Raw genomic sequence first — 12,868 nt, forward strand, 5'->3', positions numbered from 1 at the left:
CAGTGTTCCGCGGGGAGCCGCCCGCGACATCCCGCCCGGGAACGAATCACCTCCACCCCGGGGATGAGGTTGCGGCCGTACTTAGCCCGTCCGGACCACGTGCGGCCGGTGGACCGCGGTCTAGCCTTGGGGTTCACCCGCCTCGGGAAGAGAGGCCGCGCCGATGGGACGTCATTCGCCGGACGGGCGACGACGCCGGCTGCTCGTGCCCGCTTTGGCGACCGGTCTCGTGGTCGTGCTCGGCACCGCGGCCTGGGTGACCGTCTCGGTCGTGCGCTCCCGGTCGGCGTGCGAGCAGCCGACGAAGGTCCTCGTCACCGCTTCGCCGGACATCGCGCCCGCGCTGTCGCTGGTCGTGCAGGGCCTCGACATCGACTGCGGTTCCATCGAGGTCCAGACCCGTGAGGCGACGCTGGCCGCCGAACGGCTCGCGATGTCCGACGGCACCCCGCGGCCGCAGGTCTGGGTGCCCGACTCCACGCTCGCGCTGCGCCGCGCCCACCAGCTCGGCGCCGCCGACGTCCCCGCGACCGGCGCGTCGGTGGCCAGCTCACCGGTGGTGCTGGCGGTCGCGGAGGCGGCGGCGAAGGGCCTCGGCTGGCCGTCGCGGACGCTGAGCTGGGCCGACGTCCTGGCCCCCGGCGCGGCGGGGATCATCACCGGCATGCCCGACCCGGCCCGCGACCCGGTCGGCGCGACGGCCCTGCTCGGGATCCGGGCCTCGGTGGCGCCGGGCCCCGACGCCGCGGCGGCGTACGTCGCGCAGCTGCGGCGGTTCTCGACGAACACGCTCGGCGAGGAGACCGACCTCATCGCGCGGCTGCCGGGCTCGAGCGACGGCGCCGGCACGGGCTCGGTGACGGCGTTCCCGGTGTCGGAGAACTCGTTGCTGCGCCACAACATCGAGGACTCGGAGTCACCGCTGGTCGGCGTCTACTCGACGGCGGTGCCCACTTTGGACTACCCGTTCACCGAGCTCGGCGGGATCACGCCGCAGCAGCAGCCGATCGTCGACCTGCTGCGCGAGGCGATGCTCAACGGCTCGGGCGGCGACGCCATCGCGAAGACCGGCCTGCGGGCCGCGGGCGGCCAGGCACTGCGCGAGCACGTCGACGACCCGCGCGTGTCACCCTCGGGCTTCCGGACGGCCGTCATGCCGGCCGACGCCGACATCGACCAGCTGCTCAACCAGTGGGCCGGGATCAACCTGAGCGCGCGGGTGCAGGTGCTGCTCGACGTCTCCGGCTCGATGAACGCGCAGGTGTCCGGCACCGGGCTGAACCGGATGGAGCTGACCACCGAAGCCACGGCGAAGGCCCTGCACCTGTTCAAACCGGCGACCCAGCTGCGGATACTGGAGTTCTCGACCCGTCTCGACGGCGACAAGGACTACCGCGAGCTCCTCCCGATGGCCCCGGTCGCCCAGCACCTGGCCGGCGGCGCGCTCGAGAAGCTGAGCCAGCTGAAAGCCACCGCCGACGGCGGGACCGGCCTCTACGACAGCGTGCTGGAGACCTACCGCACGGCGCGTCGCGAGTGGGAGCCCGGCCGGCTGAACCTGGTGATCGTCGTGACGGACGGCCGCAACGAGGACCCGAAGGGCATCAACCGCGCGGACCTGCTGACGGAGCTGGCGAAGCTGCAGGACCCGAGACGCCCGATCCCGCTGATCGGCGTCGGCATCGGCCCGGACGCGGACAAGAGGGAACTGGACGACCTGACCAAGGCGACGGGCGGAAGCGCGTTCGTGGCGGCGGACCCGACGAAGATCACGGAAGTGTTCTTCGGAGCCCTGAGCCGGATCGCCGGCGGTGGATGAGGTTGTGGAGAGCGCCTCGACGGCTCGTCAGCTGAACCAGGCTCCGAACATCGAGCTGTGCGATCGGCCGGAGAGCCGCTCGTCCAGATCGACGGCTTGCGCTTCGGTCAACACACAGATGTAGTCGACGACGGCGCGTGCCCGCCGGACGTCTGAACCGCCGGAGAAAGCCGTGAATTCTTCATCGTGGCCCAGATCTCGATAGAGTGACCGAAGCTGAATGGGCAGCCGCGGACTCTTCGGTGACTCGGACAAGCAGTCGCTGAGCCGATCGTAGAGCGACTGGATGATGTGCTTCTGCCCTTCTTGCATCACCGCCAATGACGGCCGGTCGATGACGTAGTACCAAGTCAGTTCCTTCAAGGCCTCGACCAGGTACTGGCATTGCGGATCCACGGTGACGAACGGAGCCTCGGCGGCGAAGGAAACGGCCCGGACGCATGCACCGAGGTTCTCGGTGGTGATCTCGTTCATGGCGGACCGGTTGCGGCGGGTGTCCCAGCAGGAAGAAGAGATGCCCTTCTCGAACCGGTCGATGACCCGGTCCAGCTCACCTGCGAACCGCGCCGGATCGAAGTCCTGCAGGCCACCGAGCCGACGGCAGGCGTGCTTGAAAATCCCGTCCCGGTCACTGTGGAGGTTGTGCAACGGGATCAGGCCGGCCCGGAAGTAGTCTTCGATGTCGTGGGTCGCGTACGTGATGTCGTCCGCCCAGTCCATGAGAACGGCGTTGGCGGACCTGCGGTCACCTCGAGCTCGTTTCCGGGCCCAGCGGAAGTCCATGAGCTCGCTCCGGTACGTACCCCACTTGCCTCCGAACCCACGATCCGTCCACGTCGGGACGTCGAAGGGATTGTCCTCGGACGCCGACCGTGTTCGGGGGTACTTGAGCATCGCGTCGAGCGTGGCTCGGGTGAGGTCGAGTCCCGGGTGATCAGTTCGCCGCCGGGCGAGCTTCGTGACGATGCGGAAGGACTGGGCGTTTCCCTCGAACCCTTCGAGGCCTTCGACCCGGCGCAAGCACGCGTTCAGGACCGGTTCCGAGATGTGACCGAACGGTGGATGGCCGATGTCGTGCACGAGACCGGCGGTTTCCACGACATCCGCGTTCACGCCCGCCGCCCGCCACAGATCACGTGACTTCCCGGACCTATCGTGTTTGAGGTGCTGGACCAGTCGACGGCCCAGTTGGGCCACCTTCAGGCTGTGTGTGAGGCGGTTGTGCAGAACCCGTTGTTCGTTCACCGCGGCGACCTGGGCGACGCCGGACAGGCGCCGGAATGCCGAGGAGTACAGCACTCGGTCTCGGTCTCGCTGATAGGGCGTTCGGTACGGATCGACTTCCACCTTGGTGTGTCTTCTTTTCGCGCCCCGCGCCGGCTTTGTCATGGCTGTCCCTCGCTGACTGGCTGTTGCCGTACAACAACGCCGCGGCAAGAGAGCTGTTACTGGTTGCCGGCTGGGCGCCGCCATAGTTGCGGCGTTGTGTCGGACCCGGAATCAGGTCGGGACTTCCGGGCACGGTTCGTTGCAGTTGGGCATCGGTGGGACAGCCCCGGCGTGCGGGTTCGGATATCAGCGCCGGAACTCGCGAGTTCGGGTTTCAGTCACGTGTGGTGCCCGCCGGGGCCCGGCTTGTGCGGCGGCGGATGACGGCGTAGACCGCCAGGATCACCGCCAAGCTGATCAGGCTCAGGTACAGCTGCACCCGCGTGTCCTCGTCCACGAACAGCATCGACGCGACCACCACCAGGGTGAGGGCCAGCGCCACCCAGCTCAGCCACGGATAACCCCACATCCGCAGTTTCAGCTTCTCCGGCGCCGACGCTTCGAGACGGCGTCGCATGCGCAGCTGCGAGCCGCAGATGATGGCGTACACGAACAACGCCACCGCGCCCGCCGAGTTGATGATGAAGTAGAAGATCTTGTCGGGGGAGAGGTAGCTCATCACCACCGCCACGTAACCGACCACAGTCGACACCAGGATCGCCTTCCACGGCACGCCGCGCTGGTTCGTGTCCGCGATCCAGCGCGGCGCCCAGCCGTGGCGCCGCAACGCGAAGAGCATGCGGGAAGCCGTGTACAGCCCCGAATTCAGCACCGACAGCGCCGCCGTCAGGACGACCGCCGACACGATCGTCGCCGCCGCCGGGACGCCGAAGCGGCCGAACGCGGCCGCGAACGGGCTCGTGTCGCTCGGGACGTCGCGCCACGGCGTGATCATCACCAGCAGCGCCACTGAGCCGACGTAGAACACGATGACGCGCCAGACGATCGTCGAGGTCGCCTTGCGCACGGCCGTCTCCGGCTCGTCCGACTCCGCGGCGGCGATCGTGACGATCTCCGCGCCGAAGTAGGAGAAGATCACGATGACCACGCCGTGCACCACGGAAAACGGGCCGTTCGCGACGAAGCCGTCGAGCCCGATGTTGCCGGCCGAGAAGTGCGCGCCCGGCCAGAGCCCGAGCACGAACAGCAGGCCCAGCACCAGGAAGACGACGATGGTGGCGACCTTGATCGAGGCCAGCCAGAACTCCGTCTCGCCGAACGAGCGCGCCGACGCGAGGTTCGTCGCGGTCAGCAGCAGCATCAGTGCGAGGGAGAACACCCACTGCGGCACCCCCGGGATCCAGCCCTGCAGGATCTTCGCCCCGGCCACGGCTTCGAACGCCACCACACCGACCCAGAAGTACCAGTACAGCCAGCCGATCGTGAAGCCCGCCCAGCCGCCGAGCGCCTCCCGCGCGTACTCCATGAACGACCCCAGCGACGGCGCCGCGGTGGCCATCTCGCCGAGCATCCGCATCACCAGCACGACGAGCAGCCCGCCGAGGGCGTAGGACAGCACGGCTGCGGGGCCGACGGTGTGGATCACCGCGCCGCTGCCGATGAACAGGCTCGCGCCGATGATGCCGCCGAGCGCGATCATCCGGACGTGCCGCTGGCGCAGGGTGGGCCGCAGGCCCTCGGTGCCGGTCTTCGTCAAGGTCGAACCTCCCCGGGTGTGCGCGGAATTGTCGCACCCGGGGGCTACTTCGTGAAGAACCGTCAGTCGGTGAGGATCTCCGAATTGCGCTGCACGATGTACGCGCCGGCCAGCAGGATCGCCGCGCCGAGCAGCTGTGGCCAGGTCAGCTCCTCGCCGAGCAGCAGCCACGCCGCGACGGTCGTGATCACTGGTTCGACCAGCCCGAGCACGCTCGCCACCGACGCCGGCAGGTGCCGCAGCGACGAGATGCCGAAGACGTAGGCGAGCACCGTCGCCACCAGGACCAGCAGGGTCAGCAGCAGCCAGACGGGCGGGTGCCAGGCCCCGAACTCGACGTCGACGTCGAGCAGGCGCACCGGCCAGGTCCACGGCGGCGCGACGACGCACACCGCGACCGCGCCGAGCACCATGCCCCAGGTGACCAGGCCCAGCGGGTCGATGTCGGCCACCGCGCGCTCGCCGAGCAGGAAGTACCCGGCCGAGCAGACGGCCGCACCGACGCCTGCGAGCAGGCCGACGACGTCCAGGGTCACGCCCTGCCAGACCTGCGCGACCATCGCGAGCCCGGCCATCGCGAGGGCGATGCCGCCCCAGACGGCCCGCGGCAGCCGGTGGCGCCGGACGAACCGGACCCAGAGCGCGATCAGCACCGGCGAGACGAACTCCAGGAGGATCGCGATGCCGACCGGGATCCGGCCGGCGGCGACGAAGTACAGCAGTTGCACGCCGGCCACGCCGAGCAGGCCGTACCCGAGCAGCACCGGGAGGTGTTCCCGGCGCACCTTCAGTTTCCGCGGCGCGACCAGCGCCACGCCCGCGAGCAGCACGACGCCGGCGAGGGTGATCCGCGCCGCGGCGATCTGTTCCGGGGTGACGCCGGCGGACATCGCCGACTTGCCCAGCGTGCCCGACGTGCTGAAGAACAGCGCGGCGAGCAGGACGAGCGTGGTCCCGCGCCCGCGGGAGGTGACCCGCGGTGGCGCGACGACGGGCAGTTCGGTGGTCACCCTCGCGACTCTAGGTGCCGCGGGCGTGACCACCAAAATGGTTTTCCCGGTTACTCCGCCTGCTTGAGCCCGGTGGCGACGTGCGTCGTGATCGTGGCCAGCCGCCGCCCCTGGACGCGCAGCGCGCCGAGCGCGAGGTCGTCCGGCGAGGCCGACTTGCGCGAGACGAATGAGCCGCCGTACGGGTTGCCGGACTCCATCAGGTGCGGGTCGGTGTACCCGAGCGGTACGACGATCGCGCCCCAGTGGTAGAAGACGTTGTTGATCGCCAGCAGCGTCGACTCGAGGCCGCCGTGCGAGGTGGACGCCGTGGTGAACGACGTCGCGACCTTGTCCGCCAGTTTTCCCTGTGCCCACAGGCCACCCGTGCTGTCCAGATAGGACTTCAGCTGGGCGGCCGGGCCACCGAACCGGGTCGGGCTGCCGACCGCGAGGCCGTCGGCCCACAGGAGGTCGTCGAGGGTGGCGAGGTCGTGGTGCGGCGCGGAGTCGACCCACGCCTGCCAGCGGCGGTTGGTGGCGATCGCGGCCGCCGGCACCGTTTCCGGCACGGTTCGCACCCGTACCTCGGCCCCGGTCTCCTGCGCGCCTTCGGCGAGGGACTCGGCGAGGGCGGCGGTGTTCCCGGTCGCGCTGTAGTAGACGACGAGTATCCGTGTGCTCACGTCCGCCGACTCTAGGTGCTGCTCTTCCCGCGTCTCAAGATCCGGACTTGGGTTACCGGGTTACCGGGGCTTCCACGGGCTGACGGTGTCGGTCGGCCGCGTCGGGTCGTGGAACCGCGGCCGGTCGAGCTCGCCGGCGCGCAGCGGGACCAGGCCGTCGGTGATCGCCTGCATGATCTTCGCGTGCGCCCGCACCCCGGCGCCGGGCCGCTCCGGCTCGACGCCCGACAGGTCGACGGGGTCGCCGAAGTGCACCCGGAACTTCGGTCGGCGCAGCGGCGCGCTGAACCCGGAGCGGGCGAGGGGGAGCAGGTCGGCCGGGCCGTTGACGGTCTCGGTGCCCCAGTAGACGGCCTCGTGCGCGCCCCACTGGCTGATCGGGATCACCGGGACGTCCGCGGCCAGCGCCAGGCGGGCGGCGCCGGTCTTGCCGCGCTCGGGCCACAGGCCGGGATCGTGGCTGATCCGGCCTTCGGGGTAGACGATGATCGGTTCGCGAGTGGTCTTGAGCGCCTCGACGGCCTCGGCGAACTGCCCGACGGCGGTGCCGGCGTGCTTGCGGTCGACGCGCAGGTGCCCGCTGACGCGCAGCGCCGGCCCGATGACGGGGGCGTCCAGGATGCCGCCGGCCAGCATGAAGCGCGGGTTGATCCCGATCCGCTTGCACGCGGCCATCAGGACGAAGGCGTCGAACACACCGATGTGGTTGGCGACCATCAACAGGGGCTTGCCCCGCAGCTGCGCGGGCACCCGCCCGGACACGGTGAGCCGCCCGACCAGGTTCACCAGCCCGCGGTCGATGTTCAGCATGGTCCGCCAGATGGCCGGGGCACGGCGGGACGAGTCGTCGGTGCGCAGCGCGAACATGCGCAGAGCATGGCAGACGCCGGATTTCACCCGGATGGCTCCTCATCCGGCTCCCGACCGGGCAGTTTGGTGACATGTTTTCGGCCACCGGCCGGCCGGTGGGTCGCGAGCGGCCCGTTGGTGACGGCTTGGTCGCGAACGGGCCACTCGCGCCCATCGCCGGGCTCGCGGGAGCGCGGAGGGCGGGGTCGGCTCGGTCGCCCAGCTCGGGAAGGTCCGTGAAGGACTCCTTGAGGGACTCAGAGTCCCTCAAGGAGTCCTTCACGGCTTTCAACGCTCGCGCCGCCGCCGGCTCCCGGCCGGGCACGGAAGGCCCGTTCGCGCAGGTCGGGCGGCATGGGGTGCGTGGCGAGCAGGTCTGTTCGTGCAGGTCATGTGGCATGGGTGCGTGGCGAGCAGGTCTGTTCGCGCAGGTCGGGCGGTATGGGTGCGTAGCGAAGGGTCCGTTCGCGCAGGTCAGGAGGTATGGGTGCGTGGCGAGCAGGTCTCTTCGCGCAGGTCAGGCGGTATGGGCTTGTAGCGAGCGGCCCGTTCGCGCAAGTCGGGCCGTGTGGGCGTGGCGAGCGGGTCCTTCGCGCAGGTCGGAGGTGCGGGGTGCGTCGCAAGTGGGCTCGCGGGTGCCCCGCCGGGTCTGGCACGGTCGCGAGTGGCCCGTTCGCGCGCTCCGCCCGCCGAAACCCCCATCACCTTCACCCGGATGGCCCCACCCCGCCCGCTGTGAGGCAGAAGTTCACGATGCGCTGAGAGTGGCGCATGTGACGAAACGGCGTCGGCGGTTACCGTTGGAGCATGGCTGGGTCGGCGACGAGGAAGCGAAGTACGGGAAGCGGCGCGAAGGGAGCAGCGGCGCGCAAGCCCCGTACCCCGGCGAAGCCGAGCTCCGGCGCCACCCGGAGCACCCGGAAACCCCCGGCCCGCAAGCCGGCGCCGCGGCGGAAGACGCCCGGCGTTTTCGGCAAGGGCGTGCGCGGGACCTGGAACCTGCTGGCCAAGGGCATCGGGACGCTGGCCCGCACCGTCGGGCGCACCCGGGAACTCGAAGCCGAGCACCGCCGTGACGGGCTCGCGCTCGGGCTGATCGCGCTCGCCATCATCGCCGCCGTCGGGGTCTGGTGGCGGGCCGCCGGGCCGATCGGCGCGGGTGTGGAGATCGCGACGCGGACCGTGCTGGGCGCCGGCGCCGTCACCTTGCCGCTGGTCCTCGTGGTGGTGGCCGTCGCGCTGATGCGGTCCGAACCGCATCCGGAGACCCGGCCGCGGATGGTCGTCGGGACGATCATGGTCGTGCTGTCCGTGCTCGGGATGCTGCACATCTTCACCGCGCTCCCCGGCACCAACGACGGCCGGATGTACGCCGGCGGCATCGTCGGCGCCTTCTCCGGCGGGCTGCTCACCATGGGCGTCACCACCTGGGTCGCCGTGCCGCTGCTGATCCTCGCCCTCGTCTTCGGCATCCTCGTGTTCACCGGCACGCCGGTCCGCGAGATCCCGCAGCGCCTGCGCAACTGGGGCCTCGACGAAGAGGAGATCGCCGAGGCCGAGCAGGGCTCGATCTTCGCCACCGACGAAGACGCCGTCACCGAGGCCGACCCGAAGGCCGCGAGGCTGCGCAAGCCGTCCCGGCGGCGCCAGAGCCGGGGCGATCACGACGGCGAGCAGCTCGACCTCGACGCCGCCCTCGCCGAGATGCCGACGCCGATCAAGCCGCCCAAGGCCCTGCCGAAGCCGCCGGCGGAGGTGCCGGAAAAGAAGCCGAAGAAGGCTCCGGAGCCCCCGCTGGCGGTCACCCGGACGGTGGAAGGCGACTACCAGCTGCCGCCGCCCGACCTGCTGAAGCTCGGCGACGCGCCGAAGTCCCGCAGCAAGGCCAACGACGCGATGATCGAGGCGATCACCGGCGTCCTGGAGCAGTTCAGCATCGACGCGCAGGTCACCGGCTTCACCCGCGGCCCGACCGTCACGCGCTACGAGGTCGAGCTCGGCCCGGGCGTCAAGGTCGAGAAGATCACCGCGCTGACCAAGAACATCGCCTACGCCGTCGCGACCGACAACGTCCGGCTGCTGGCGCCGATCCCCGGCAAGTCCGCGGTCGGCATCGAGGTGCCTAACTCCGACCGCGAGATGGTGCGCCTGGGCGACGTCCTGCGCGCGCCGACCACGGTCAAGGACAATCACCCGATGGTGATCGGCCTCGGCAAGGACATCGAGGGCCACTTCGTCACCGCGAACCTCACGAAGATGCCCCACCTCCTGGTCGCCGGTTCGACCGGTTCCGGTAAGTCGAGCTTCGTCAACTCGATGCTGGTGTCGCTGCTCGCGCGGGCGACGCCGGACGAGTGCCGGATGATCCTGATCGACCCGAAGATGGTCGAGCTGACGCCGTACGAGGGCATCCCGCACCTGATCACGCCCATCATCACCCAGCCGAAGAAGGCCGCCGCCGCGCTGGCCTGGCTGGTGGAGGAGATGGAGCAGCGCTACCAGGACATGCAGGTCAACAAGGTCCGGCACATCGACGACTACAACAAGAAGGTCAAGTCGGGCGAGATCACCGCGCCGCCCGGGTCCGAGCGCGAGTACCGGCCGTACCCGTACATCATGGCGATCGTCGACGAGCTCGCCGACCTGATGATGACCGCCCCGCGCGACGTCGAGGACGCGATCGTCCGGATCACGCAGAAGGCCCGCGCCGCCGGCATCCACCTGGTCCTGGCCACGCAGCGGCCGTCGGTCGACGTCGTCACCGGCCTGATCAAGACCAACGTGCCCTCGCGGCTGGCGTTCGCGACGTCGTCGCTGACCGACTCGCGGGTCATCCTCGACCAGCCGGGCGCGGAGAAGCTGATCGGCATGGGCGACGCGCTCTACCTGCCGATGGGCGCCGGCAAGCCGGTCCGCATCCAGGGCGCGTTCGTCGGCGACGAGGAGATCTCCGCGGTCGTCAACTACGCCAAGGAGCAGGCGCAGCCGGACTACCAGGACGGCGTCACCGCGCAGAAGGCCGGCGAGAAGAAGGAGATCGACGCCGACATCGGCGACGACCTCGACGTGCTGATCCAGGCGACTGAGCTGATCGTCACCTCGCAGTTCGGCTCGACGTCGATGCTGCAGCGCAAGCTGCGGGTCGGGTTCGCCAAGGCCGGCCGGCTGATGGACCTGCTGGAGAGCCGTGGAGTGGTCGGCCCGTCGGAGGGTTCGAAGGCCCGCGACGTGCTGATCAAGCCGGAGGAACTGGAGTCGGTCCTCTTCATGATCCGCGGCGGCGACCCGGTGCCCTCGGACCCGGACGACGAGTGATGCAACCCGCGCCCAGGGTCAATCCGTCCTGAGCTCGTGGACATGCAGCGATTCGTAGCCGGACTGTTCGCGTTCGCCGTCGTCCTGGTGGGCGCCGGGAGCTCGGTCGCCTCCGGGCAGGCCGCCCCGGTCCGCCCCGGCGCGCCCTCGACCGTGAGCACCGTTCCCGGCGGAGACGTCACCCTCCGGCTCGGCCAGGAGGCGGCGGTGCAGGGGAAGGACCTGACCGTGCGCTACGTCCGCGTGGTCAACGACTCCCGCTGCCGGCCGAACATGACCTGCGTCTGGCAGGGCGAGGCTTCCCTCGCGTTCCTGCTGAGCGAGCCCGGCCGCGGTGAGAGCACCACGGCCGAGCTGCACACCGGCCCGCGGACCGGCCCGCAGGCCACGAACTTCGCCGCGAGCCGGGTCGACCTGGTGTCGGTGAGCGAGGACGGCCAAAAGGCCACGGTCCGGGTCAGCTGAGCGGCGCGCCCCAGTGATCGAGGTAGGCCACTTCGGACAGGGGGACGCGCACGGCCGGCTTGAAGTCCGGGACCGTCGTGTACGCCACCGGCAGCAGGCCGACCTGCGTGAAGCCGTCCGGGACGCCGAGGATCTCCGCCGCTTCCGGCTCGCGGGACAGGTGGTACGTCGTGAGCGTCGAGCCCAGCCCGCGGGAGCGCAGGGCCAGCTGGAAGTTCCAGACCGCCGGGAAGATGCCGCCGTAGAACGCCGCGTCCGTCGCGTTCTCGCCGCTCGGGCGGCCCTTGAGGCAGGGGATGACGAACACCGGCACGCGCTCGATGACGTCGATCAGGTGCTGCCCGGACGCCAGCGCCCGCCGGGTGGCGGTGTCGTCCGCCGCGGCCTCGCGGCCCGCCAGGTAGGCCGAGCCGACCTCGCGGAACAGGCCGCCCAGCCGGTCCTTCACGCGCTGGTCGCGCACCACGAGCCAGCGCCACGCCTGGGCGTTGCCCGGGGTCGGGGCCTGCAGCGCCAGGTTCAGGCACTCCTCGAGGACCGCCGGCTCGACCGGGCGGTCGAGGTCGAGCTTCCGGCGGACGGCGCGGGTCGTGCTCAGCAGGTGATCGATCTCCATGACCCCATCCTGGCCCGGACCGCGAGGGCCCGGGCCGGAACGGGCCGGGATTTCGCTCAGCCGCCGAACTTGCGGACGGCCTGGTAGTACGTCCAGGCCGCGCCCTTGCACACCACGTTCGACCCGCAGACGCTCTTCAGGTCGCTGTAGAGGTTGTCGTCGATCTTCAGGCGGTTCGCCGAGGTGAACCGGCCCTGCTTCTTGTAGTTGCGGTACCCGAAGTCGTGCCGGTGGCAGCCCGGCAGGAACTGGAAGCCGAACGGGGTGTCCGGCGACCAGGAACAGCCGTCGGACGACCAGTCGAGCTGGCCGTTGTAGGGCTTCTGGGCCCGCGTGGACTCGAAGCCGGAGAGGGAGGTGTGGAAGAGGTACTGGTCGGTGACCGTCGGGATGTCGACGGCCGCGGCGGTGCCGGTGCCCATGAGGGCCCCCAAGCCGACAGTCACGGCCACCGTCATGGTGGCCCCCAGGTTCCGGAGTGTCGTGCGCATCGTGTGCTTCCTCGCTGATCGGGGCGGACGATTTGCCCGATCAGCTTCGAGTGCGCTTTGTCCCGCCGTCACCGCCCGAAAGGAGGATGTTCGGTGAATTCCCCTCAGAGTTCGAGCAACATGCGTGAATTGCCCAGGGTGTTGGGCTTGACATACGGCAGGTCGAGGAATTCGGCGACGCCGGTGTCGTGCGAGCGCCGCATCTCCTCGTAGACCTCGTGCGAAACCGGGGTGCCATCGATCTCGACGAAGCCGTGCCCGGCGAAGAAGCCGGTTTCGAAGGTCAGCACGAACAGCCGCCGGAGACCGAGCTCACGGGCCTCGTCGACGAGCCGGGCGACCAGCAGCCGCCCGACACCCTGGCCGCGGGCGGCCTTGTCGACCACGACGGTGCGCAGTTCGCCGATGTCCTCCCAGAGGACGTGCAGGGCGGCCGCGCCGAGGACCTCGCCCGCCGCTTCGGCGACCCAGAACTCCTGGACCGTCTCGTAGAGCGTGACCAGGTCCTTCTCCAGCAGCACGCGGCCCGCGTCCGCGTCGACCAGGGCCTTGATCTTGCGGATGTCGGCGATCCGGGCACGGCGGGCGGTCGGGCGGGGCGAGTCGGACGGCACGATCGTCAACTCAACCACACGGCCCTGGAGACCGGCTG

At 70.2% G+C, this 12,868-nt stretch carries 11 protein-coding genes; 3 read left to right on the forward strand and 8 right to left on the reverse strand.

The features are described 5' to 3' along the window. Positions 1-163: 163 nt before the first annotated feature. On the forward strand, positions 164-1,819 hold the full coding sequence (locus OG494_RS02795; protein WP_328451619.1) for a VWA domain-containing protein: 1,656 nt from the start codon (positions 164-166) through the stop codon (positions 1,817-1,819). A gap of 27 nt (positions 1,820-1,846) precedes the next feature. On the opposite strand, the gene OG494_RS02800 is transcribed toward OG494_RS02795, so the two are convergent. The 5 genes from OG494_RS02800 to OG494_RS02820 all read right to left on the reverse strand — a co-directional run bounded on the left by OG494_RS02800 (position 1,847) and on the right by OG494_RS02820 (position 7,347). Further along, complete coding sequence (locus OG494_RS02800) at positions 1,847-3,166, reverse strand: deoxyguanosinetriphosphate triphosphohydrolase family protein (protein WP_328451621.1); 1,320 nt, start codon at positions 3,164-3,166, stop codon at positions 1,847-1,849. A 256-nt stretch (positions 3,167-3,422) separates the two neighbouring features. After that, a complete protein-coding gene (locus OG494_RS02805) occupies positions 3,423-4,748 on the reverse strand; it encodes an amino acid permease (protein ID WP_328458854.1) in 1,326 nt (441 codons plus the stop codon). 119 nt (positions 4,749-4,867) lie between these two features. Then, the gene (locus OG494_RS02810) at positions 4,868-5,815 is read right to left on the reverse strand and encodes an EamA family transporter (protein ID WP_328451623.1); all 948 of its coding nucleotides are present in this window, start codon (positions 5,813-5,815) and stop codon (positions 4,868-4,870) included. 50 nt (positions 5,816-5,865) lie between these two features. Beyond that, a complete protein-coding gene (gene wrbA, locus OG494_RS02815; RefSeq protein ID WP_328451625.1) occupies positions 5,866-6,480 on the reverse strand; it encodes an NAD(P)H:quinone oxidoreductase in 615 nt (204 codons plus the stop codon). Between the two features lie 60 nt (positions 6,481-6,540). Beyond that, positions 6,541-7,347, reverse strand: coding sequence for a lysophospholipid acyltransferase family protein (locus tag OG494_RS02820; protein WP_328451627.1), 807 nt, complete (start codon positions 7,345-7,347; stop codon positions 6,541-6,543). Between the two features lie 789 nt (positions 7,348-8,136). Here OG494_RS02820 and OG494_RS02825 point away from each other — a divergent pair. Together OG494_RS02825 and OG494_RS02830 are read left to right on the forward strand one after the other, a co-directional pair. After that, entirely contained in the window at positions 8,137-10,644 is a 2,508-nt protein-coding gene (locus OG494_RS02825) for a DNA translocase FtsK (RefSeq protein WP_328451629.1), read from the forward strand. Positions 10,645-10,686: 42 nt separating this feature from the next. Further along, positions 10,687-11,109 (forward strand): hypothetical protein, encoded by a 423-nt coding sequence (locus OG494_RS02830; RefSeq protein ID WP_328451631.1) that lies wholly within the window; start codon positions 10,687-10,689, stop codon positions 11,107-11,109. Here OG494_RS02830 and OG494_RS02835 read toward each other — a convergent pair. From OG494_RS02835 to OG494_RS02845, 3 genes are all read right to left on the reverse strand, one after another. Then, a complete protein-coding gene (locus OG494_RS02835; RefSeq protein ID WP_328451633.1) occupies positions 11,102-11,725 on the reverse strand; it encodes a nitroreductase family protein in 624 nt (207 codons plus the stop codon). The two genes, OG494_RS02830 and OG494_RS02835, sit on opposite strands and share 8 nt — an antisense overlap. Before the next feature lie 56 nt (positions 11,726-11,781). Beyond that, on the reverse strand, positions 11,782-12,216 hold the full coding sequence (locus OG494_RS02840; RefSeq protein ID WP_328451635.1) for a phospholipase: 435 nt from the start codon (positions 12,214-12,216) through the stop codon (positions 11,782-11,784). A gap of 104 nt (positions 12,217-12,320) precedes the next feature. Then, positions 12,321-12,839 (reverse strand): amino-acid N-acetyltransferase, encoded by a 519-nt coding sequence (locus tag OG494_RS02845; protein ID WP_442874460.1) that lies wholly within the window; start codon positions 12,837-12,839, stop codon positions 12,321-12,323. Positions 12,840-12,868: the final 29 nt, after the last annotated feature.

This window comes from Amycolatopsis sp. NBC_00438 (genome assembly GCF_036026695.1).
Classification (GTDB): domain Bacteria; phylum Actinomycetota; class Actinomycetes; order Mycobacteriales; family Pseudonocardiaceae; genus Amycolatopsis.